The sequence below is a fragment of the Actinomadura chibensis NBRC 106107 genome (genome assembly GCF_001552135.1).
GTDB classification, from domain to species: Bacteria; Actinomycetota; Actinomycetes; order Streptosporangiales; family Streptosporangiaceae; genus Spirillospora; species Spirillospora chibensis.
This window is the reverse complement of sequence record NZ_BCQP01000001.1, coordinates 1-21,493: the sequence shown is the minus strand read 5'-3', so window position 1 is coordinate 21,493 and position 21,493 is coordinate 1. Positions and strand designations below refer to the sequence as shown.

The 21,493-nt window shown below is 74.3% G+C and carries 18 protein-coding genes; 8 read left to right on the top strand and 10 right to left on the bottom strand.

What is annotated here, in order from left to right; genetic code table 11:
* The first annotated feature begins 19 nt into the window (after positions 1-19).
* The gene (locus ACH01S_RS00090; protein ID WP_067883766.1) at positions 20-1,225 is read left to right on the top strand and encodes an MFS transporter; all 1,206 of its coding nucleotides are present in this window, start codon (positions 20-22) and stop codon (positions 1,223-1,225) included.
* A 65-nt stretch (positions 1,226-1,290) separates the two neighbouring features.
* The gene (locus ACH01S_RS45060) at positions 1,291-3,072 is read left to right on the top strand and encodes a serine/threonine-protein kinase (RefSeq protein WP_067883765.1); all 1,782 of its coding nucleotides are present in this window, start codon (positions 1,291-1,293) and stop codon (positions 3,070-3,072) included.
* Positions 3,073-3,091: 19 nt separating this feature from the next.
* Here the strand turns inward: ACH01S_RS45060 and ACH01S_RS00080 are convergent, their stop codons facing one another.
* The 8 genes from ACH01S_RS00080 to ACH01S_RS00045 all read right to left on the bottom strand — a co-directional run bounded on the left by ACH01S_RS00080 (position 3,092) and on the right by ACH01S_RS00045 (position 11,965).
* On the bottom strand, positions 3,092-4,042 hold the full coding sequence (locus ACH01S_RS00080) for an electron transfer flavoprotein subunit alpha/FixB family protein (protein ID WP_067883763.1): 951 nt from the start codon (positions 4,040-4,042) through the stop codon (positions 3,092-3,094).
* Positions 4,043-4,065: 23 nt separating this feature from the next.
* On the bottom strand, positions 4,066-4,845 hold the full coding sequence (locus ACH01S_RS00075; protein WP_067883761.1) for an electron transfer flavoprotein subunit beta/FixA family protein: 780 nt from the start codon (positions 4,843-4,845) through the stop codon (positions 4,066-4,068).
* Between the two features lie 192 nt (positions 4,846-5,037).
* A complete protein-coding gene (locus ACH01S_RS00070; RefSeq protein WP_067883759.1) occupies positions 5,038-6,333 on the bottom strand; it encodes a protein kinase family protein in 1,296 nt (431 codons plus the stop codon).
* Positions 6,334-6,383: 50 nt separating this feature from the next.
* Positions 6,384-8,354 (bottom strand): serine/threonine-protein kinase, encoded by a 1,971-nt coding sequence (locus tag ACH01S_RS45055; protein WP_218010115.1) that lies wholly within the window; start codon positions 8,352-8,354, stop codon positions 6,384-6,386.
* A 53-nt stretch (positions 8,355-8,407) separates the two neighbouring features.
* On the bottom strand, positions 8,408-9,214 hold the full coding sequence (locus ACH01S_RS00060; protein WP_083980055.1) for a serine/threonine-protein kinase: 807 nt from the start codon (positions 9,212-9,214) through the stop codon (positions 8,408-8,410).
* Between the two features lie 77 nt (positions 9,215-9,291).
* Positions 9,292-10,242, bottom strand: a complete 951-nt coding sequence (locus tag ACH01S_RS00055) for an acyl-ACP desaturase (RefSeq protein WP_067883752.1) — start codon at positions 10,240-10,242, stop codon at positions 9,292-9,294.
* Positions 10,243-10,466: 224 nt separating this feature from the next.
* A complete protein-coding gene (locus tag ACH01S_RS00050) occupies positions 10,467-11,234 on the bottom strand; it encodes an SDR family NAD(P)-dependent oxidoreductase (protein WP_067883750.1) in 768 nt (255 codons plus the stop codon).
* A 65-nt stretch (positions 11,235-11,299) separates the two neighbouring features.
* Complete coding sequence (locus ACH01S_RS00045) at positions 11,300-11,965, bottom strand: NADPH-dependent F420 reductase (protein WP_067883748.1); 666 nt, start codon at positions 11,963-11,965, stop codon at positions 11,300-11,302.
* Between the two features lie 101 nt (positions 11,966-12,066).
* Between ACH01S_RS00045 and ACH01S_RS00040 the strand changes: the two genes are divergently transcribed.
* Positions 12,067-12,429 (top strand): winged helix-turn-helix transcriptional regulator, encoded by a 363-nt coding sequence (locus tag ACH01S_RS00040; protein ID WP_067883746.1) that lies wholly within the window; start codon positions 12,067-12,069, stop codon positions 12,427-12,429.
* Here ACH01S_RS00040 and ACH01S_RS00035 read toward each other — a convergent pair.
* Positions 12,416-13,198, bottom strand: a complete 783-nt coding sequence (locus tag ACH01S_RS00035) for an enoyl-CoA hydratase/isomerase family protein (protein ID WP_067883745.1) — start codon at positions 13,196-13,198, stop codon at positions 12,416-12,418. The two genes, ACH01S_RS00040 and ACH01S_RS00035, sit on opposite strands and share 14 nt — an antisense overlap.
* Before the next feature lie 136 nt (positions 13,199-13,334).
* On the opposite strand from ACH01S_RS00035, the gene ACH01S_RS00030 reads away from it, so the two are divergent.
* The 4 genes from ACH01S_RS00030 to ACH01S_RS00015 all read left to right on the top strand — a co-directional run bounded on the left by ACH01S_RS00030 (position 13,335) and on the right by ACH01S_RS00015 (position 18,229).
* Entirely contained in the window at positions 13,335-16,433 is a 3,099-nt protein-coding gene (locus tag ACH01S_RS00030; protein ID WP_067883743.1) for a DEAD/DEAH box helicase, read from the top strand.
* Complete coding sequence (locus tag ACH01S_RS00025) at positions 16,433-17,224, top strand: SWIM zinc finger family protein (RefSeq protein ID WP_067883742.1); 792 nt, start codon at positions 16,433-16,435, stop codon at positions 17,222-17,224. The genes ACH01S_RS00030 and ACH01S_RS00025 overlap by 1 nt, the downstream gene beginning before the upstream one ends.
* Positions 17,225-17,369: 145 nt before the next feature.
* On the top strand, positions 17,370-17,657 hold the full coding sequence (locus ACH01S_RS00020) for a helix-turn-helix transcriptional regulator (RefSeq protein WP_083980053.1): 288 nt from the start codon (positions 17,370-17,372) through the stop codon (positions 17,655-17,657).
* Complete coding sequence (locus ACH01S_RS00015; protein WP_067883740.1) at positions 17,654-18,229, top strand: hypothetical protein; 576 nt, start codon at positions 17,654-17,656, stop codon at positions 18,227-18,229. The genes ACH01S_RS00020 and ACH01S_RS00015 overlap by 4 nt, the downstream gene beginning before the upstream one ends.
* Here the strand turns inward: ACH01S_RS00015 and glgP are convergent.
* Positions 18,226-20,820 carry an alpha-glucan family phosphorylase gene (glgP, locus tag ACH01S_RS00010; RefSeq protein ID WP_067883738.1) on the bottom strand — a complete coding sequence of 865 codons (2,595 nt, stop codon included), beginning with the start codon at positions 20,818-20,820 and terminating at the stop codon, positions 18,226-18,228. The genes ACH01S_RS00015 and glgP overlap by 4 nt on opposite strands.
* A 152-nt stretch (positions 20,821-20,972) precedes the next feature.
* Between glgP and ACH01S_RS00005 the strand changes: the two genes are divergently transcribed.
* Positions 20,973-21,493: maltotransferase domain-containing protein (locus ACH01S_RS00005; RefSeq protein WP_157406262.1), on the top strand; the 521-nt coding region annotated here is incomplete at its 3' end.

Sequence of the window (21,493 nt, the reverse complement as noted above, 5' to 3'; positions counted from 1 at the left end):
GCCGAGAAAGAGGTGAACCATGCTGTTCCGCGCCCGTACGGGGACGTTCCTGACCTTCGCGCTGGCAGGGCTGCTGACCGGAGTGTGGGTGGCGCGCATGCCCGCGCTGGCCGCGAAGTTCGGGACGAACGAGGGCGAGATCGGCATCGTCGTCCTCGTCTGGGGGCTCGGCGCGATCGCCGCGATGCAGGCGCTGCGCGGCGTGATGGCCCGCGCGGGCAGCCGCGCGGCGCTGCGGGTAGCGCTGCCGCTGACGGGGGTGTCCTACGCGGCGGTGGCGCTCGCCCCGTCCTACGGCGTGCTGCTCGCCGCCGTCGTGCTGTTCGGCATGACGTTCGGGATCACCGACATCGCGATGAACGCGCAGGGCAGCGTGGTCGAGCGCGCCTACCGCCGGTCAATCATGAGCGGCATGCACGCGGGGTGGTGCGTCGGCGCGATGAGCGGCGGGCTGTTCGGCGTCGCCACCGCCGCCGCCGGGCTCGGGTTCACCGAGACCGTGCTGGCCGCCGCGCTGCTGACGCTGCCCGCGGGCCTCGCGCTCGGCCGCACCTACCTGCCCGACCCGCCCGCGCCCGCCGCGTCCGGGACGGGCCGCCGCGCCCGCCGCCTGCCGCCCGCCGTGTACCTGATCGGCGTCCTCGGGTTCATCGCGTTCATGACCGAGGGCTCCATCGCCGACTGGAGCGGGCTGCTCCTGCACGACGAGATGGGCGCGACCGAGGCCGTCGCCGCGTTCGGCTACCCGATGTTCGAGCTGGCGATGCTGCTCGGACGGCTCGCGGGCGACCGCGTCAGGATGCGGGTCGGCACCCGGCGACTGCTGGTCGGCGCGGGGCTCGGCACCGCCGTCGGGATGACGGTCGTCGTGCTGGCCCCGGCGGCGCCCGTCGCCATCGCCGGGTTCTTCTTCACCGGCCTGGTGGTGTGCACGGTCGTGCCGACGACGATCTCGCTGGCCGGGGCCGTCGCGCCGGACCGGCCGGCCGCGGCCGTGGCGCAGGTCGGCGCGATGGGCTACGGCGGGCTGCTGCTCGGCCCGGTCGTCGTCGGCTTCCTGTCGGACGCCACGTCGCTGCGGGTCGGCGTCGGGACGGTCGTCGTGCTCGCGCTGCTCATCGCGGCGGGGGCCCGGTTCGTCCCGCTGCGGGCGCCCGGCGACGTCGCCGCCGTCCCCGCGCAGGGATCGCCGAGCGACACCCGGCCCGAGCCGATCGCCGCCTGATCCACCGCTCAACGCTCTATTTCCGGTATAACCCGTTCTGGCTTCACGGGAATTGGGGGCGGTGCATGGGCGGGTGGCGGGTCCCGGGGTACAGCGAGCTGCGGGTGCTCGGCGAGGGCGCGCAGGGCCGCGTCGTGCTCGCCCGGCACGACGCGACCGGGCGCCCGGCCGCGATCAAGTACCTGGCGGACGCGCTGGCCGGGGACGCCGGGTTCCGCGAGCGGTTCCGCCGCGAGGCGGACCTGCTGCGGCGGCTGCGCAACCCGTTCGTCGCGCAGATGTTCGGGCTGGTCGAGACGGCGGACGGCGCCGCCATCGTCATGGAGGCGGTGGACGGCGCGTCCCTCAAGGCGGTGCTCGCCGAGGGCGGGCCGCTGCCGCCGGAGGCGGCGCTGACCCTGCTCAAGGGGTCGCTGCTGGGGCTGGCGTCCGCGCACGACGTCGGCATCGTGCACCGCGACTACAAGCCCGCGAACGTGATCGTCCGGGGCGACGGGCTGAGCAAGCTGATCGACTTCGGGATCGCCGTGGACGCGGGCGCCGCCGGCCGCTCCGGGACGCCCGTCTACATGGCGCCCGAGCAGTGGCGGGACGAGCCCGCGTCCCCGTCCACCGACGTGTACGCGGCGGCCTGCGTGTTCTTCGAGTGCGTGACCGGCCGCCGCCCCTACGCCGCCGAGGACCAGGCCGGGCTGATGGGCCGCCATCTGACCGCGCCGGTGCCGGTGGAGGACGTCCCCGAGCCGCTCCGCCCGCTGATCGAGCGCGGCATGGCGAAAAATCCGTGGGACCGCCCGCTCGGCGCGGCGGCGTTCGTCGCCGAGCTGGAGGCGGTCGCCTCCGGCGCGTACGGCGCCGACTGGGAGGGACGCGGCGTCCGGGCGCTCGCCGGGGCCGCCGCCGCGCTGTCGGTCCTGTTCCCGCTGACCGCGCTCGGCCTCGGCTCCGGCGGCGCGGCGTCCGGCGCGGCCGGGGCCGCGGGGGCCGCCGGGGCGGCTGGCGCCGCCGGGAGCGGCGGCGGTGCCGGGGCCGGGGCGCTCGGCGCGCTGGGGGCGAAGGGCACGGTGGCGATCGCGGGCGGGGCCGCCGCGCTCGCCGTGGGCGGCGGCGCGGCCGTCTACGTCGCGACCGCCGACGAGGCCCCGAAGCCGATCGTGCCGCGGCTCGCCGCGCTCAGCGAGCCGAGCCGGGACCTCGGCGACGGGAAGACGTTCCAGGCGCAGGGCCGGATCGTCCGGGTCGCGGGCGGCGACGACGCCCTCAACCGCAGGATCAACCAGGCGCTGCGGGCGCCGCTCGAACAGCGCTGGGCGAAGATCCGCAAGGGCCTGGACGGCATCGGCCGGGGCGCGTACACCGACGTCGTGACGCCGCGGATCCTGATGCGCACCGACCGGCTGCTGTCGGTCTGGTACGGCGTCGAGCTGCGCGGCGAGCGCGGGACGGGCTGGGACCAGTCGCAGGCCGCGACCGTCGACCTGCGGACCGGCGCGTCCTACCGGCCGCTCGACCTGTTCCGCGTCCCGTCCGACCAGGGGCTCAGGCCGCTGGACGGCAAGGTCAAGGCGCACCTGCCGCGCGGGGTCTACTGCTACAGCGACCAGAACTCCACGAGCGGGCCGATCCAGCCGGAGGGGACGGACGACCCGTCCAGGTTCGTCCGGACGGGCGACGTCACGATGGCGCTCACGCCGCAGGGCGTGCGCGTCGCGTTCTACGGGTCGATCCTCGGCTACGCCTCGGCGTGCGGGCTGCTCGACGTGGTCGTCCCGTACGCGGAGATCGGACCGATGCTCAAGCCGTCACTGCTCGCCGCCGTGCCGTACCCGTCGCCCGCCCGCTCCTGAGCGGACGGGCGACGGGGCCTCACTTGCGCTTGGTGATCTCCTCGGTGAGCTGCGGCGCGACCTGGAACAGGTCGCCCACGACGCCGAAGTCGACCAGCTCGAAGATCGGCGCCTCGGGGTCCTTGTTGATGGCGACGATGGTCTTCGAGGTCTGCATGCCGGCCCGGTGCTGGATGGCGCCGGAGATGCCGACCGCGATGTAGAGCTGCGGCGACACGGTCTTGCCGGTCTGCCCGACCTGGAACGAGTGCGGGTACCAGCCCGCGTCCGTCGCGGCCCGGGACGCGCCGACCGCCCCGCCGAGCGAGTCGGCCAGGCCCTCGATGATCGAGAAGTTCTCGGCGCCGCCGACGCCGCGCCCGCCGGACACGACGATCGCGGCCTCGGTGAGGTCCGGGCGCTCGCCCTTCTCCTGGACGACCTTCTCCACGATCTTCGCGGCCTTGTCGGCGTCCGACAGCGCGACCGTCACCTGCTCCTCCGCCGGGGTGGCGGCGTTCGGCTCCGGCGCGACCGAGTTCGGCCGGACGGCGATGATCGGCGTACCGGTCTTCACCTTCGCGTGCGCGATGATCCCGCCGCCGAAGATGGAGTGCTCGGCGACGAAGCCGTCGGTGACGTCCACGACGTCGGTGAGGACGCCGGAGCCGGTCTTCACCGCGAGGCGTCCGGCGATCTCCTTGCCCTCGGCGGTCGCGGCCACCAGCACCGCCGCCGGGGACTTCTCGTTCACGAGCTGCGCGAGCAGCGCGGCCTTCGGCGCGACGACGTACGAGGTCAGCTCCTCGTCGGCGGCCACGTAGACCTTGCCCGCGCCGTACTCGCCGAGCCGGTCCCTCGCGTTCTCGTAGCCGGGGCCCACCCACACCGCCGCGGCCTCGCCGAGCCGGTTCGCCAGCGTCAGCAGTTCGAGCGTGACCTTCTTGACCTCACCGTCGACGTGGTCGACGAGGACGAGAATCTCCGCCATTGTTCGCTAATCCCCTTCCTCGGTCAGACGAACTTCTTCGACGCGAGGAACTCGGCGATCTTCGCGCCGCCGTCGCCCTCGTCGGTGACGATCTGACCCTTCGCGCGGGGCGGCGCCTCGGCGAAGTCGACCACCTCGGTGGCCGCGTTCGCGAGGCCCACCAGCGACGCGTCGATCCCGGCGTCGCCCAGCCCGAGCGTCTCGACCGGCTTCTTCTTGGCCGCCATGATCCCCTTGAAGGAGGGGTAGCGCGGCTCGTTGATCTTCTCCACCACGCTGACCACCGCGGGCAGGGTCGCCTCGACGCGGTCGAACCCGTAGTCGGTCTGCCGCTGGATCTTGATGGACGTCCCGTCGATCTCGACCTTGTTGGCGAGCGAGAGCTGCGGGACGCCGAGCCGCTCGGCGAGCATCGCGGCGAGCACGCCGGTCCGCGCGTCGGTGGACTCCGAGCCGAGGATCACGAGGTCGAACTCGCTCCGGCCGAGCGCCTGCTGGATCGCGTACGAGGTCTGCAGCGCGTCGGAGCCGGCGAGGCCGTCGTCGAGGAGGTGCACGGCCTTGTCGGCGCCCATGGCGAGGGACTTGCGGATGGAGTCGGTGGCCTTGTCGGGGCCCATGCTCAGGACGGTCACCTCGCCGCCCTGGGCCTCCTTGATGCGCAGCGCCTCTTCGATCGCGTACTCATCGAGCTCGTTGATGACACCGTCCGCTGCGGCACGGTCGAGCGTGCTGTCATCGGACTTCAGCTTGCGCGGGCTCTCCGTATCGGGAACCTGCTTCACCAGGACGACGATGTTCATGGCCGGTGGCCGACCTCCCCTGCACTCAGTTGGCCGCTGAGGTCAGCGGCAGAGGTGCGCGGCCCTGGCGGGCCGACGCGGACGTGCGCTTTCGAAGTCACAGCCTGCCAAACACCCGAACGGGCTTCGGACCCGGGTCCCTGATTCGGCCGTGTCGGAATAATGTTACCCGCCAGTAGCGTACTTGCGAACTCAGAACCGGTTCACGGCGTTCTGCAACCGGTCCATCGTGCTCTCCAGGGACCGCTGGAGCCCGTACATCGGCGAGAAGCTCGGCGTGAGGGTCAGCGCGCCGAGCGCCGCGAGCAGCGCCAGCGCGCCGAGGAGCGCGCCCGCCGCCGCGATCCGGCGGGGCCGCCGCGCGACCGACAGGAACATCCGCTCCAGCTGCCGCCGCGGGGCGCTGACGCCGGGCGCCGTCCACAGCACGGCCGCGCCCGCCCCGGCGCCGAACGCGCACGCGCCGAGCGAGTCGATCTCGCCGCCGACCGCCGTGGCCGCGACCAGCCCGAGCGGCACGGCGACCGCGACCGCCGCCGCGTACGGGACGGTCAGCAGCGTCCGGCCGAACGCCCACGCCCGGCCGCGGGCCGTCGTCCCGGCGAGGCGGAGCAGCGTCACGGCGCAGAGCGACAGCAGGAGCCCGGCGATCGGCGCCATCACCACGACGGCGACCGCGATCACCATGACCAGGGCCGTGAGGAGCCGCGCCCATCCGCGCGCCACGGCCAGCTCCGGCGCGGGCCCCGCCGGGGCGGGGGCGGGCGGGCGCGAGACGGGCGAGGGGGCCGGGCGCGGCGGCGGCGCGAGCGGCGGCGGGGTGCTCGTCCGCGCGCCGCCGGGCAGGACGAGTCCGGACACGGCCTCCACCAGCTCGGCCGCCGACGGGCGGGCGCCCGGATCGGCGTCCATGGCCGCCTCGACGAGCGGGCGCAGCGCCTCGGGCAGGACGGCGGCGGGCGCGTCCGGCGTCCCGGTCGCGGCGAAGGCCACGGTCGCGGCCCAGGCCCGGACGTCCCCGGCCGGGCCGTCGGCGGAGCCGCCGTCCGGGGTGAGCGCGAAGTCGACGACGACGGGCGCGCCGTCCACGACGAGGACGGTCGCCGGGCCCAGGTCGCCGTGCGCGAGGCCCGCCCGGTGGACGGCCGCGAGCGCCTTGGCCAGCCCGGACGCCAGGCGGCGCAGCGCGTCCCCGGACATCGGGCCGTGCTCGGCGACGGTCTCGGCGAGCGGCCGCCCGGGGACGAACCGCGACACGACGTAGGGCGGGGACGCGGCCGGGTCGCCGTCCAGGACGTCCACCACGTAGGGGCTGAGGACCTCGCGCATGCGGGCGATGTCGGGGACGGCGCCCGGCGGCAGCAGCCGGATCGCGACGTCGCGCCCGTCCGGCCCGGCCGCCCGGTGGACGGCCCCCGCGTCGCCGCCCAGCGGGGACAGCAGGCGGTAGGGGCCGATGTGCGCCTGGTGGCTCGTCTCGCCGCTCATATGTGTCGCCACCCTACCGACCCCGGCGCGCCGCGCCGGGGACGTCCGACTCACACGCCGGGGATGCCGGGGATGTCGGCGACGAAGTCGTGGACGTCGGAGCGCAGGCCCTCCAGGTCCTGGCTCATGCCGTCCAGCGGCGCCGTGTCGGGCTGCTGGTTCTGCGCGACGACGACCAGCACGGTCGCGAAGACCCCGAGGATCAGCGCGCCCGCGAGCGCGGCCTCGGCGCGCGGGAACACCGCGCCCCAGATCCGGGCGAGCTGCCGCCGCGGCGCGCCGCTGCCCGGCGCGAGGCAGAGCAGCCCGATCACCGCCATGGCGGAGTAGGCGATGGCGGTCGAGGCCGTCATCGCCGACCTCGCGAAGATCAGCACGCCGAGCATGATCAGCCCGGCGGCGAGGCTCAGCGACGTCCACAGCAGCGTGGACATGAGGGCGCCCGGCAGGTGCAGCGGCGTCCGGAACGCGGCGGCGACGGCGTCGCCCGAGCGCGGGCCGCGCCGGGTCTGCCGTCCCTCCATGCCCTTGGCGGCCTTGTCGGCCATCCGCAGGACGAGCACGCCCGCCACGGTGACGCCGACCGCGAACAGCGGCGCGAGGTGGGCGAAACCGAGCAGTCCCACCAGGACGAGGAAGCTCAGCACCCGGTACCAGCCGTAGGGCTTCGGGCGGTCGCGCTCGGCGCGGGCGCGGTCCTCGACGCGGCGCTGCGCGTCCTGCGTCCGCGCGTCGTAGGGGCCGGCGGGCGGCTGGGGCGGCGGCGGCTGGCTGGGCGGCGGCTGGTTCGGCGGCGCGTACTGCGGCGGGTACCCGCCCTGGTCGTAGGGGTTCGGCGGGGGGTTGACCCGGGCGTAGCCGTGCTGCTGGTACCGCTCCCCCGCCCGGGTCGGGGCGGGCCCCGGCGGCGGGACGGGCGGCGGCGCGGCGGGCGGCAGCTGGCCGACGAAGTCCTTCGGCTGGGCCGGGGGCGGCGCGGGCGCGGGCGGCGGCGTCACCGCGGCGGCCGGGATCGCGGTCGATCCCGGCGTGGTCGGCCGCGCCTGGACCTCGGGCGGCGGCGGCGCCGGCAGCGGCATGGAGAACTGCCGCGAGTGGTCGGGCGCGGTCTCGTCGATCGGCTGCGACGTACTCGACGCGGACGGCGCGGACGACGAGGACGGCGGGGACGGCGCCGGGTAGTGGCGGTCGACCCGCGTCTGGTCGGTGATGGTCGCTTCGATGTGGATGCGCCGGGTGAGCTGCACCAGGTTCACCGCGGTCGGGCGCTCGGCCGGGTGCCGGGCCATCGCCGAGCGCAGCACGGGCAGCATGGCGTCCGGCACGCCGTCCAGGTCCGGTGTGCCCTGCATGATCTTGTAGAAGATCGACTCGAAGGTGCCGGAGCCGAACGGCGGGCGGCCGGTCGCGGCGTAGGCGACCGTCCCGGCCCAGGCGTGCACGTCGGACGGCGGCCCCGCGTCCTCGCCCTCGATGATCTCCGGGGCGAGGTAGCCGGGGGTGCCGATGACCATGCCGGTCGCGGTGAGCCGGGTCGCGTCGGCGGCCTGCGCGATGCCGAAGTCGATCACGACGGGCTCGCCGTCCACGAGCATGACGTTGCCGGGCTTCAGGTCGCGGTGGACGATCCCGGCCCCGTGGATCGCCGACAGCGCCGACGCCAGCCCGACGCCGAGCCGCTGCAGCCCCGGCCCGTAGATCGGCCCGCCCTCCTCGACGATCTCCTCAAGGGTGCGGCCGGGCACGTACTGGGTGACGATGTAGGGCTGGTCGGCGGTCACGTCGGCGTCGAGGATCTCCGCGACGTGCGGGCTGTGCACCCGGCGCATGGAGTCGACCTCGCGGGCGAGGCGGCGGCGCGCCGTGGCGTCCCCCGCGACCGCGGGCCGCAGCACCTTGATGGCCACGTTGCGCCCCTCGGGGTCGGCGCCGAGGTAGACGACGCCCATGCCCCCTTCCCCCAGGGTCTGGAGCACGCTGTAGTGGCCGATTCGGTCCCCGGACGTGACAACTCCCCTCATCGTTTCGAAAACCCTACCCTCCGCGAATCGCGTCCCCGCGGATCCGGCGCCCGTCACGCGGCGGACGCGCCGCCGCGTCCCTCGGCCAGGGCGCCCGCGAGCCGGCGCGCCGTCGGCCGCCGGGCCGGATCGCGCCGGAACGCGCCGCGCAGCAGCCCGGCCAGCGGCTCGGGGACGCCGTCGAGATCGGCCTGCCCGCGCAGGATGCGGAAGCACACCCCGTGCAGCGAGCCCCGTCCGAAAGGCGGCCGCCCGGTCGCGGCGCAGGCGACCGTCGCGGCCCAGGAGAACACGTCGGAGGCGGGGGTGGCGCGCTCGCCCTCGATCAGCTCGGGGGCGAGGTAGGCGGGCGTCCCGACGACCATGCCGCGCTTGGTGAGCTGCTCGGCGCCCGCCTCGTGCGCGATGCCGAAGTCGATCAGCGTGGGCCGGTCGCCCATCACGATCACGTTGCCGGGGGCCACGTCGCGGTGCAGCACGCCCGCGTCGTGGACGTCGGCGAGCCCGAGCGCGAGCCGCCGCGCGAACCGGGCGAGCCGGTCGCGGCGCAGCGGCCCGTACGCCGAGATGAGGTCGTTCAGCGGGCAGCCCGGCACGTACTGCATGACCACGTACGGCCGTTCGGCGGTGACCCGCCCGTCGAGCAGGCGCGCGACGTACTCGCTGCGCACCCGCCCCTGCGCGGACAGCTCCCGCGCCAGCCGCGCGATCGCCTCCGGCTCCCCCCTGAACTCGGGCCTGAGCTCCTTCACCGCGACCTCGCGGCCGCAGGGATCCATGGCGAGGTGCACCACGGCGGTGCTGCCCCGTCCGATCTCGTCCAGCAACCGATAGCCGCCCAGTCGCCGATGCGTCCCCATGGTTCCTTAGACGCCGGAAACCGGGCCGACGTTCCGGACATATCGGGCTGATCGCCCGAGCCGGTGGCCCGAGCCGGTCAGCCCCGGCGGGCGGCCTGGCGGGCGCGCCGCTCCTCGCGTCGCGTCTCGAACCTCGTGGCGGCGGCGTCGAGGCCCTCCAGGAACTCGCCGAGCTCCTCCAGCGCCTTCGCCCCGTCGCCGGACAGGTCGGTGCGGTCGAACACGTTCCACTTGCGCAGCACCGGGACGAGCACGTCGTCGTGGTGGAGCCGCAGGTCGTAGATCCCGGCGTTGGCGATGATCACCGACTTGCGCATGAAGCCGTCGATGCTGTGGCCCGGCATCTGGAACTCGGTGACGACGTCGGTGATCGCCCGCATCGTCGCGTTCGGCTCGGCCTCCAGCGCGGCGGCCATCAGGTTCCGGTAGAAGATCATGTGCAGGTTCTCGTCGGCCGCGATCCGGGTCATCATCTGCTCGCAGAGCGGGTCGCCGGACGCCCGGCCGGTGTTGCGGTGCGAGACGCGGGTGGCGAGCTCCTGGAACGACACGTACGCCGCGCCGTGCAGGAACGAGTCGCCGTGGTCGGCCTCGTAGCCCGCCTCCATGTGGTGCATACGGGCGCGCTCCAGCGCGACCGGGTCGACCGCGCGGGTCACGGTGAGGTAGTCGCGCAGGGCGATGCCGTGCCGGTTCTCCTCCGCCGTCCAGCGGTTGACCCAGGTGCCCCAGGCGCCGTCGCGGCCGAACACCGTGGCGATCGCGCGGTGGTAGCCGGGGAGGTTGTCCTCGGTGAGGAGGTTGACGATGAGCGACTCGCGCGCCTCGACGCTCAGCTTCGACTGCTCGATCGACCAGGGCTCGCCGTCCAGCGGACCGTCGAAGTCGCGGCCCTCGCTCCACGGCACGTACTGGTGGGGAAACCATTCCTTGGCCATCGACAGGTGCCGGTTCAGCTCCTTCTCGACCACCGGCTCCAGGTCGAGCAGGAGGCCGGTCTGGAGCTTCTCTTCGGGGGTCACGGACATGCGTTTCCTTCGCTGGACGACGTTGACGTACCGGACGGTGCCGCCGGGCGCGCGGCACGTGACAGGGGCTGCCAGCAGGCCATACTCACGAACCTACTCAACCGTAGGTTCGATCGTCGCCAGTGCGCGCGACCCGCGTCAAGTCGCCTCCGCGACAATCAGCGCGCGCCGAGTTTTGTAGGTCCGAGCAAAGTGGGGCGTGTGCGATCCGTCACCGCGATCCGTCACCGCGTGCCGGCGGCCTGCTGCCACACGCGGTTCACCGCCGCGCGCAGCAGCGGCCTCGGGACGAGCCGCAACGCGGGGAACGCCGCCTTGTACTGCACGCCGGGGATGCAGAGGGCGCGCCCGGCGGACACGGCCTCCAGCCCGGCCCGCGCCACGTCGTCGCGGCGCAGCCACAGGATGTTGGACGGGACGTCGTCCTCCGTCCGGGTGAAGCCGGGGCACAGCGCCGTCACGTGGACGCCCTTGCCCGCCACCTCGGAGTGCAGGCTCTCGGAGAACGACGCCACGTACGCCTTCGTCGCCCCGTACGTCGCGCTCCCCGGCGACGGCGCGAAGCCCGACATCGACGCGACGTTCAGCACCCCGCCCCGGCGCCGCTCGACCATCCCCGGAAGGGCCGCGTGGGTGAGCCGCACCAGCGCGGTGACGTTCAACTCCACCTGCGCAAGGTGGTCGTTCAGCGGCGTGTCCGCGAACGCTCCAAAAGCGCCGTGGCCCGCGTTGTTGACGAGCAGTTCGACGGGGTCGGCGCGGAGCCGTCCCTCCACCTCGGCGCGCTGGGCGAGGTCGGTGAGGTCGGCCGCGAGCACCTCGACCGCGACCCGGTACCGCTCGACCAGCTCGCGGGCGAGGTCGTCCAGCAGGCCGGTCCGGCGCGCCACGATCACGAGGTCGGTGCCGCGGGCGGCGAGGACGCGGGCGAAGCTCTCCCCGATCCCGCTGGACGCCCCGGTCACGAGCGCCGTGCGATACGCGTGCCGCATGGCGGCCGATGCTAGCGGCCCGTGTTGGCGCGGCCACGCGGCTCGCCGAAGAAACGAATAACGTTTTAGGCGGTCATGTCGGACGTGCGGACGGGCTCGCCCACGGCCCGCTCCGGCGGCGGCAGCATGGCCCGCGGGTCCTCGCCCGCGACCCACAGCCCGACGACGAACGCGGTGGCCGCCTCCAGCAGGCCCGCCCGGTCCAGGCCGCCGCCGTCCATCGGGACGCAGCCGAGGTCGGCGACCAGGGTCCGGACGGCCGCGAGCGCGTCCGCGTCGTCCCCGCACAGCGGCACGCCCAGCGGACGCCCGCCGAACACCGGCGGCGCCATCCGCCACACGCTCTCGTGGCACAGGTTGAACGCCTTCACGACCCGCGCCCCGGTCGCGTCGGCGATCCGCCGCGCGGCGGACGGGCCGCCGTCGGTCTTCAGCCCCGCGAACGGCGGCTCCATCGGGTTGGTGCAGTCGATCAGCACGCGCCCGGCGAGCGGCCCGGCCTGCCGCAGGACGTCCGGGACGCCCTCGTGCCACACGGCGAGCAGCACGACGTCGCCGAACTCCGCCGCCTCCCGCAGCGTGCCGCCGGTCGCCCCGGCGCCGATCCGCTCCGCCAGCGCGACCGCCTTCGCGGGCGTCCGCGCGCCGATCCGCACCTCGTGCCCCTTGCCCGCCCACTGCGTGGCGAGCGCCTCCGCCATGTTGCCCGCGCCCAGCACACCGATCCGCATGACGTCCTCCCGTCTCGACTACCGTCGGACGGGACGCTAGGCGGTCCGTTCCGCACCGCCCGGTGCCTATCGGACGCGGCAGAATCGCGCCGGGGGGAGACATGGACGACACCGAGTTCACCGCCGACTGCCAGACGCGGCTCGCGCTCGACCTGCTGTCCGGCACCTGGACGGGCGTCGTGCTGTGGACGCTGCGCGACGGCCCGCTGCGTCCGGGCGAGCTGCGCGCCCGGATCGGCGGCATCAGCCACAAGGTCCTGACGGAGACGCTCCGCCGCCTCGAACACGACGGCCTCGTCACCCGCCGCCGCTACGCCGAGGCGCCGCCGCGCGTCGAGTACGCGCTGACCGCGCCGGGGCGCGGCTTGCTCGTCCCGCTCTCCGCCCTCGGCCGGTGGACCGAGCGCTACGCCGACGACGTCCTCGACGCCCGGGATCTCGCTGGTGAGGTCAGCGGCCGGTGAACGTCGCCTTGCCGGGGCCCTCCTCCATGAAGCTCTTCATCCCGGCGGCCTGGTCCTCGGTGGCGAACAGGGCGGCGAACTGCGTCCGCTCGATCTCAAGACCCGTCTCCAGGTCGACCTCCAGGCCCGCGTCGATGGCCTGCTTGGCGGCGCGCAGCGCGATCGCCGGGCCGCCGACGAACGTCGCCGCCCACTCCTTCGCCGCCGCGTAGACCTGGTCGTCCGGGACGACCCGGTCGACCAGGCCGAGCGCGAGGGCCTCGGCGGCGGCGACGTGCCGTCCGGAGAAGACCAGGTCCTTGGCCCGCGACGGGCCGATCAGCCGGGACAGCCGCTGCGTCCCGCCCGCGCCCGGGATGATGCCGAGCTGGATCTCCGGCTGCCCCACCTTCGCGCCCTCGCCCGCGACGCGGAAGTCGGCGGTCAGCGCCACTTCGAGGCCGCCGCCGAGCGCGTACCCGGTGATCGCGGCGATGACCGGCTTCGGGATCCCGGCGAGCGCCTTCGCGAAGTCCTGCAGCAGGCGCGAGTGGCCCGCCGACATCTGCGCGTACGACATCGGGGCCATCTCCTTGATGTCCGCGCCCGCCGCGAACACCTTCTCCCCGCCGTACAGGACGACGGCGGCGACCGCGTCGTCCTGCGTGACCTGGCGCGCCGCGTCGATCAGCTCAAGCTGCATCTGGGCGTTCAGGGCGTTCATCTTCGGACGGTCGAGCCTGATCGTCGCGACCCCGTCCTCGACCTCGACCCGTACGAACTCGCCCACGGCGACCCTCCTGGAATGAAACGGCGGCAAACGCCACGAGCCTAACGCGACGGTCCGCGGCCACCGTGACGGCGGTCGGCCGCGCGACGCCGGGCACGAAACGAAACGTCAGAGGCTGCTGGTAGCTTCGGTGACCATGCTCGTCGCCCACGCCACCTGGCATGGCGGTGCGCTGTGCCTGTGGGCCGAGCGCTCCGGCCCGGTTCCCGGAACGGAGCGCCAGCGGAGTGGAGGGAACCGGGCCGGAGCGCCACCCCGGGGGGTGTGGGGGGTCGACCCCCCACAAGAAACAGGGCGGTATGGGCTTTCTTCTGACGACATGCATCCCTTCGCCACTCGTGACTTCGCGGGGACGTCGTATGAGGCGTTCGTCCGGAACGCGATCCGGGTGGAGTTGGCGATGGCGCTGCCGACGTCCGGGGGGCGTCCGCTGCCGTCCGCCGAGCTCGGGTCCGAGCCGGTGGCGGACGAGCCCGAGCTGCGCATGTGGCGCGTCCCGGCGCTCGTGCTTGAGCCGTTCCCCGCGATGGCGCTGCTCCAGGCCGCCGAGGAGAGCGCCGACGTGGTCCCCGGCGGCGACCTGCGCTTCCTGTGCCTGGTCGCGGGCGAGGCCGTCCGGCTGACGGAGCGGGGGCAGGTGCTGCCCGCACTGCTGCGCGAGGACGGCGACCTCGTCGCCCGCTGGCGGCCCGTGCTGGACGAACCGGCCCGCTTCCGGGCGCTGGCCCGCGCGATGCCCGCCGCCTGCCGCGCGGCCGACGGCGGGCGGCCCGCCGCCGAGGTGCTGCGCGAGGCGCTGTCCGGGCTGGTCGACACGGCGGTCCGCGGGGTGGTGCCGCATCCGCTGCTCGCGCCCCGGCGCGGCAAGGTCCCCGAGCGGCTGCCGCTCGCCGAGCGCTGGGCCGCCGCGCTCACCGGGCCGTCCGCGGCGGTCGCCCGGGAGCCGCGCGACGACCCGGACGACCTGATCGCCGAGCTGGACGCCTGGGCCGCCGCCGCGCGCCGCCCGTCCGGCCCGCTGCGGGTGTGCTTCCGGCTCGCCGAGCCCGGCCCCGACGACGACGAGAAGAAGGGCGACGAGAAGAAGGCCGCGTGGCGCGTCGAGTTCGCGCTCCAGGGCACCGACGACCCGAGCCTCTACGTCCCGGCGGCGACGGTCTGGGAGGGCGAGGCCGCCTCGATCCCGCGCGCCGAGGAGACGCTGCTCACCGGCCTCGGCCGCGCGCTGCGGCTGTTCCCCGACCTGTCCCCGGCGCTGGACGGCCCGTCCCCCGCCGAGCTGCCGCTCGACACGGCGGGCGCGTTCCGCTTCCTGCGGCAGGCGGCGCCGATGCTCGCCGCCGCCGGGTTCGGCGTGCTGCTGCCGCAGTGGGCGGGCAAGGCGAAGCTCGGCATGAAGCTGACGGCGCGCAACGACGACCCCGAGGCGTCGTCCGGGTCGGCGGCGTCGTCGGGCTTCGACCTGAAGGCCATGGTCGACTTCCGCTGGGACCTCGCCATCGGCGACGAGAGCATCGACGAGGAGGAGCTCGCGGAGCTGGCCCGGTTGAAGACGCCGCTCGTCCGGCTGCGCGGCCAGTGGGTCGAGCTGGACGAGCACCAGCTCGAAGCCGCCCTCGACTTCCTGCGCCATCCCCGGCGCGGCCGGATGACGGCGGCGGAGGCGGTCCGCGCCGTCATCCACGCGGGTGCCGACGCGCTCCCGCTGACCAGCGTCGAGGCGGGCGGGGCGCTCGGCGACCTGCTGTCCGGGGAGGCCGACCGGCGGCTCGTCCCGATGCGCACGCCCGACGAGCTCGACGCCGAGCTGCGCCCCTACCAGGAGCGCGGCCTCGCCTGGCTCGCCTTCATGGACGGCCTCGGCCTCGGCGCCCTGCTCGCCGACGACATGGGGCTCGGCAAGACGATCTCCGTCCTGTCGCTGCTCGCGCACGAGCGGGAGGGCGGCGCCGCGCCCGGCCCGACGCTGGCGATCCTGCCGATGTCGCTGGTCGGGAACTGGCAGCGGGAGGCGGCGCGGTTCACGCCGAAGCTGCGCGTCTACGTCCACCACGGGACGGGACGGCACCGCGGCGACGACCTCGTCCAGGCCGCGGCGGGCGCCGACCTCGTCCTCACCACCTACGGGACGGCGACCCGCGACGCCGAGTCCCTCGCCGAGATCGCCTGGGAGCGGGTCGTCTGCGACGAGGCGCAGGCGCTCAAGAACAGCGGGACGCGCCAGGCCAGGGCGGTCCGCAGCATCCCGGCGCGCACCCGCATCGCGCTCACCGGCACCCCGGTCGAGAACCACCTCACCGAGCTGTGGTCGATCATGGAGTTCGCGAACCCGGGGCTGCTCGGCCCGCGCGCCGCGTTCCGGCGGCGGTTCGCGATCCCGATCGAGCGGGACGGCGACGAGCAGGCCGCGCTCGCGCTGAAGCGGGCCACCCAGCCGTTCGTCCTGCGCCGCCTGAAGACCGACACCTCGATCATCTCCGACCTGCCGGAGAAGCAGGAGATCAAGGTCTACTGCAACCTGACCGCCGAGCAGGCGTCGCTCTACCGGGCGACCGTCGACGACATGCTCCAGCAGATCGCCGAGGCCGACGAGACGCAGCGGCGCGGGCTCGTCCTCGCGACGATGGCGAAGCTCAAGCAGGTCTGCAACCATCCGGCGCAGCTCCTCAAGGACGGCTCGCGGCTGCCCGGCCGGTCCGGCAAGCTCGAACGGCTGGAGGAGATCTGCGCCGAGGTGCTCGGCCGGGGCGAGAAGGCGCTGGTGTTCACCCAGTACGCCGAGTTCGGCTCGATGCTCCAGCCGTATCTCGCGGGGCGGCTCGAACGCCCGGTGCTGTGGCTGCACGGCGGGACGTCCAAGCAGGCGCGCGACGACCTCGTCCAGCGGTTCCAGGGCGACGCCGAGCCGTCCGTCTTCCTGCTGTCGCTGAAGGCGGCCGGGACGGGCCTGACGCTGACGGCCGCGAACCACGTCGTCCACGTCGACCGCTGGTGGAACCCCGCCGTCGAGGACCAGGCGACCGACCGCGCGTTCCGCATCGGGCAGACCCGCAACGTCCAGGTCCGCAAGTTCATCTGCGTCGGGACGATGGAGGAGCGCGTCGACGAGATGATCGAGCGCAAGAAGGCCCTCGCCGACTCGATCGTCGGCACCGGCGAGGACTGGCTGACCGAGCTGTCGGTCGCCGAGCTGCGCGACGTCCTGCGCCTGTCCCCCGACGCGGTGAGCGGCTGATGTCCGAGGAGCCGGAGGGCCTCCGGGCCCGCACGAGGCGCGGCTCGATCGGCGCGCGGTGGTGGTCGCGCCGCTTCATCGACCTGGTCGAGTCGTTCGCCGACGCCGGACGCCTCCAGCGCGGCCGGACGTACGCGCGCAAGGGCAACGTGTTCGACCTGAAGGTGTCCCCCTACGAGGTGACGGCGCGGGTGCGCGGCACGGCGCCCGACCCGTACGAGGTGGCGCTCGGCATCGACGCCATCGACCCGGACGGCTGGCGCGCGGTGGAGCGCGAGCTCGCGTCCCGCGCGGTGTTCAAGGCGCGGCTGCTCGCCGGGGAGATGCCGCCGGAGATCGAGTGGGTGTTCGCCGAGCTGGGGCTGTCGCTGTTCCCCGGCGAGGCGTCCGACCTGCACCTGATGTGCGACTGCCCCGACTGGGGCGACCCGTGCAAGCACGCCGCCGCCGTCCTGTACCTGCTGGCGGAGAAGTTCGACGACGACCCCTTCCTGATCCTGCTGTGGAACGGGCGGGGCCGCGAGAGCCTGCTCTCGTCGCTGCGCCGCGACTCCGCCGTGGAGCCCGACCCGCTCGACATGGCCGACGAGCCGCTCACCGCCGCCGGGTTCTGGACGCCGCCGTCCGGGCTCGCGGGGCTGCGCGACCGGCCGGCCGTCCCGCCCGCGCCGCCGGGCCTCGTGCTCCAGGTCGTCCCTCCGCCGCCGGTGAAGATCCGCCGCCGCGGTCTGGCGGAGGTCCTCGCCCCCGCCTACGAGGCCCTGGCCGGAGAGCCCGCCGACACCGACTGACCGCGGGGCGCTCCCGTCCAGCGGCTTGCACGTCTGCGATGAGATGTAGTACTTCTACTATCAAGAGCCGCAGTGATACGGCGAATGATCCAAGTACCCGTACGGGGGTGTCCATGAGCGAACCGGTGGCCCAGAGGCGGGCCACATGATCCGCAAGGCCGACAAGGCCCCCGCCGACAAGGAGGCCGCCGACCCGTCCGCCGACAAGGAGGCCGTCCACAACCGGATCACGGTGCTGCGGGCCGAGCGCGGCGTGTCGCGCCGCGACCTCGCCGCCGCGCTGGGCGTCCACTACCAGACGGTCGGCTACCTGGAGCGGGGCGAGTACAGCCCCAGCCTCCACCTCGCGCTGCGCATCGCCGACTACTTCGAGGTGCCGGTCGAGGTCGTCTTCTCGCTGAAACCCTTCCCGAGGATCGGAGACCCGTCATGACGAACCGCGCCGCCGGGCGGCTGGAGCGGTCCCGGCGCAGGCGCGCCGCCCGCCTCGCCGCCCTCGACGAGGAGCTGGCGCGGCGGATGCCCGCCCGCTACGCCCGCCGCCGTCCCCGCCGCGTCCTCGCCGGAGCCGCCGCCGTCACGCTGAGCCTGCTCTGGGTGGACGCCGCCGTCTCCTGGGCGCTGGCCCCGAGCGACACCGCGGTGATCGTGAACTTCGTGGTCCTCGGCGTGCTGGTGGTGGCCGGGTTCCCGCTCGGCGGCCAGCTCATCGCGCTGACCGGCGGCGTGACGTCCAGGCGGGAGCGCGAGCTGGACGAACGGCAGCTCACCGCGCGGCTCCGCGCGTTCGCCTCGGCGCACCGGGCCACCACCGCCGTGATGGTCGCCGTCCTGCTGGCGACCACCGTCGCCGACCGGGACGGCCGCGAGTCCCAGATCCCCGGCGCCGCCCTCTTCCTGATCCTGATCGCCCTGCTCGCGACGCACCTCGTCCTGCCGCTGGTCGTCGCGGCCTGGCAGCTCCCCGACCCGCCCGCCGAGGACGACGAGCCCCTGCCGGTCTAGCGCAGGTCGCCGTTCGTCATGCCGGGCGGGGCGGGCGGCAGGGCGACCAGGCCGAGCTCGGCGCGGCCCGACAGCAGCGGGTGGTTCGGGACCACGCGGACGCTGTAGCCGAACGCGCCGCTGCGCCCGAGCGGGACCTCGCCCGCGTACCGGCGGCGCCCGTTCCCGGCGGGCTCCCCCTCCGCGAGCTCCAGGTAGGACGGCGCGACGAGGGCGTCGGAGTCGTCGACGCGGCCGTACACGACCTCCACGGCGACGTCGTCGGGGTCGAGTCCGCCGAGCGCGACGACGGCCCGCACGGTGAGGCGGGCGCCGACCTGCGGGCTGTCCGCCCCGTCCGACTCGACGTGCTCGACGGCGACGTCCGGCCACGCCCGGCGGACCCGCTGCTTCCACGCCGCGAGCGCGCGGGCGCCCGCGAACTTGTCGGCGGTCATCGCCCGCGCCGCGGCGGCGGCCGGGGTGTACAGCTCGTCGACGTAGTCGCGCAGCATCCGGGACGCGAGCACCTTCGGGCCGAGCGTCGCGATCGTGTGCTTCACCATCTCCAGCCAGCGCCGCGGCAGGCCGCTCGCGTCGCGGTCGTAGAAGGTGACGGCGACGTGGTCCTCGATCAGCTCGTAGAGGGCGGCTGCCTCCAGCTCGTCCCGCCGGTCGGGGCTCGCGAGGCCGTCGGCGGACGGGATCGCCCAGCCGTTCTGGCCGTCGTACCACTCGTCCCACCAGCCGTCGAGGATCGACAGGTTCAGCCCGCCGTTCAGCGCCGACTTCATCCCGGACGTGCCGCACGCCTCCAGCGGCCGCAGCGGGTTGTTCATCCACACGTCGCAGCCCTGCACCATGAGCTGCCCGAGCGCCATGTCGTAGTCGGGCAGGAACACGATCCGGTGCCGGACGTCCTCGCGCCCGCTGAACCGCACGATCTCCTGGATGAGCCGCTTGCCGCCCTCGTCCGCCGGGTGCGCCTTGCCCGCGACGACGATCTGCACGGGGCGCTCCTCGTCCAGCAGGAGGGCGCGGAGCCGGTCCGGGTCGCTCATCATCAGCGTCAGCCGCTTGTAGGACGGGACGCGCCGGGCGAACCCGATCGTCAGCACGTCCGGGTCGAGCGCGTGGTCGGTCCACGCCACCTCGGCCTCGCTCGCGCCGCGCTGCCGCCACGACTCGCGCAGCCGCCGCCGCGCCTCCAGCACGAGGCGGCGGCGCAGCACGCCGCGGATCCGCCACAGCTCGGTGCCGGGCCGGGTGCGGACCTCCTCCCAGCCCTGCCCGGACTCGACGATCGACGGCAGCTCCCGCGCGGCCAGCTCCAGGATCTCCCTGGCCACCCACGTGCCCGCGTGGACGCCGTTGGTGATCGACCCGACCGGGACCTCGTCGGTGTCGAAGCCGCCCCACAGCCCGCCGAACATCTCGCGGCTGACCCGCCCGTGCAGCTCGCTGACGCCGTTGACGCGCTGCGCCAGCCGCATGCCCATCACGGCCATGTTGAACACGGTGCGGTCGCCGCCCGGGTAGTCCTCCGCGCCGAGCGCGAGGATCCGGTCGACGGGGACGCGCTCCTCCTCGTTCGAGCCGCCGAAGTAGCGGCCGATCAGGTCGCGCGGGAACCGGTCGATCCCGGCCGGGACGGGCGTGTGCGTCGTGAACACCGTGCCCGCGCGGACCGCCTCCAGGGCCTCGTCGAAGCTCAGGCCGTCCTCGTCCGCCAGTTCGCGGATGCGCTCCAGGCCGAGGAACCCGGCGTGCCCCTCGTTGGTGTGGAACACCTCCGGCGCCGGATGCCCGGTGACGCGGCAGTACGCGCGGATCGCGCGGACGCCGCCGATGCCGAGCAGCATCTCCTGCAGCAGCCGGTGGTCGCCGCCGCCCCCGTACAGGCGGTCGGTGACGTCCCGCGCCGACCGGTCGTTCTCCTCGACGTCGGAGTCGAGCAGCAGTTGCGGGACGCGCCCGACCCGCGCGACCCACACCTGCGCGTGCAGGCCCTTGCCCTTCGGCAGCCCGACGGCGACGCGGACGGGCGCGCCGTCCGGCTCGCGCAGCAGCGTCAGCGGCAGGCCGTTCGGGTCGATCGGCGGGTAGCGCTCCAGCTGCCAGCCGTCCGGGGACAGCGACTGCGAGAAGTAACCGTGCCGATAGAGAAGTCCTACCCCAATGATCGGGACGCCCATGTCGCTCGCGGTCTTCAGATGGTCGCCCGCGAGGATGCCGAGGCCGCCGGAGTACTGCGGCAGCGCGGCCGTGATCCCGTACTCGGGCGAGAAGTAGGCGATGGCCTTCGGCGTGTCCCGCCTGGCCTGGTACCAGCGGGGGGCGGTCAGGTATTCGTGCAGGTCCTCGGCGGTGTCCTGGAGCCGGCGCAGGAACCGACGGTCGTCCGCCAGCCGCGCGAGCCGCTCCGGCGCGACCTCGCCGAGCAGCCGCACCGGGTCGTGGTGGACGGCCTTCCACAGCGCCGGGTCCACCGCGCGGAACAGGTCGAGCGTCTCGTGGTGCCAGGACCAGCGCAGGTTGAGGACCAGCTCCTCCAGTTGCCGGAGCGGCTCCGGGAGGACGGTCCGGACCGTGAATCGTCGGATTGCCTTCACGCAACGTCACGCTATGCGGTGCCCGGCGCGGACGCGACAGCCGGGGTTGCGTGAACGGCGCGTCGCACACAGTTATCGGTGGTTTGGAGGGGGTATCCGCCGGTTCGCGGGCATGGACGTTTCGGAATTCCCGCACGGGTAGAGGAGGCCATATGCACGACGAGTCCGGGACGTCCAGCGGGACCGGGATTCCGAGGCTCGGTCGCGTCCCGATCCTCGATGTGGCGCCGGTGGTGGGGTGTGGGCGGTGGCCCGCCAAGGCGGTGGCGGGGGAGACGGTCGAGGTGTCGGCGACGGTGTTCCGGGAGGGGCACGAGCGGTTGGGCGCGGCGGTGGTGCTGCGGACGCCGGAGGGCGAGGAGCTGCCGGGTGTGCCGATGGCCGAAGTGGCCCCGGGGTCGGACCGGTGGGCGGGTCGGGTGACCCCGACCGCGGTGGGGTCGTGGTCCTTTCGGGTGGAGGCGTGGGGCGACCCGATCGCGCACTGGCGGCATGACGCGCAGATCAAGGTGCCGCGCGGCCAGGACGTCGAACTCATGCTCACCGAAGGGTCACTGCTGTTCGCGCGGGCGGCCAAGGCGGTGCCGGGCAAGGACCGCCCGACCGTGGAGCGGCTCGCCCGGCGCCTCGCGGACGAGACCGTCCCGGTCGCCGACCGGATGGACGCCCTCGA

Coding starts and splice junctions, on each gene's coding strand:
- ACH01S_RS00045 (WP_067883748.1), bottom strand. CDS start 11,965: ATGCGGATCGGTGTGCTGGGCGCGGGCAACATGGCGGAGGCGCTCGCC.
- ACH01S_RS00080 (WP_067883763.1), bottom strand. CDS start 4,042: ATGGCGGAGATTCTCGTCCTCGTCGACCACGTCGACGGTGAGGTCAAG.
- ACH01S_RS45060 (WP_067883765.1), top strand. CDS start 1,291: ATGGGCGGGTGGCGGGTCCCGGGGTACAGCGAGCTGCGGGTGCTCGGC.
- ACH01S_RS00055 (WP_067883752.1), bottom strand. CDS start 10,242: ATGTCCGTGACCCCCGAAGAGAAGCTCCAGACCGGCCTCCTGCTCGAC.
- ACH01S_RS00030 (WP_067883743.1), top strand. CDS start 13,335: ATGCTCGTCGCCCACGCCACCTGGCATGGCGGTGCGCTGTGCCTGTGG.
- ACH01S_RS00040 (WP_067883746.1), top strand. CDS start 12,067: ATGGACGACACCGAGTTCACCGCCGACTGCCAGACGCGGCTCGCGCTC.
- ACH01S_RS00025 (WP_067883742.1), top strand. CDS start 16,433: ATGTCCGAGGAGCCGGAGGGCCTCCGGGCCCGCACGAGGCGCGGCTCG.
- ACH01S_RS00070 (WP_067883759.1), bottom strand. CDS start 6,333: ATGAGCGGCGAGACGAGCCACCAGGCGCACATCGGCCCCTACCGCCTG.
- ACH01S_RS00050 (WP_067883750.1), bottom strand. CDS start 11,234: ATGCGGCACGCGTATCGCACGGCGCTCGTGACCGGGGCGTCCAGCGGG.
- ACH01S_RS00020 (WP_083980053.1), top strand. CDS start 17,370: ATGATCCGCAAGGCCGACAAGGCCCCCGCCGACAAGGAGGCCGCCGAC.
- ACH01S_RS00060 (WP_083980055.1), bottom strand. CDS start 9,214: ATGGGGACGCATCGGCGACTGGGCGGCTATCGGTTGCTGGACGAGATC.
- ACH01S_RS00090 (WP_067883766.1), top strand. CDS start 20: ATGCTGTTCCGCGCCCGTACGGGGACGTTCCTGACCTTCGCGCTGGCA.
- ACH01S_RS00015 (WP_067883740.1), top strand. CDS start 17,654: ATGACGAACCGCGCCGCCGGGCGGCTGGAGCGGTCCCGGCGCAGGCGC.
- ACH01S_RS45055 (WP_218010115.1), bottom strand. CDS start 8,354: ATGAGGGGAGTTGTCACGTCCGGGGACCGAATCGGCCACTACAGCGTG.
- ACH01S_RS00075 (WP_067883761.1), bottom strand. CDS start 4,845: ATGAACATCGTCGTCCTGGTGAAGCAGGTTCCCGATACGGAGAGCCCG.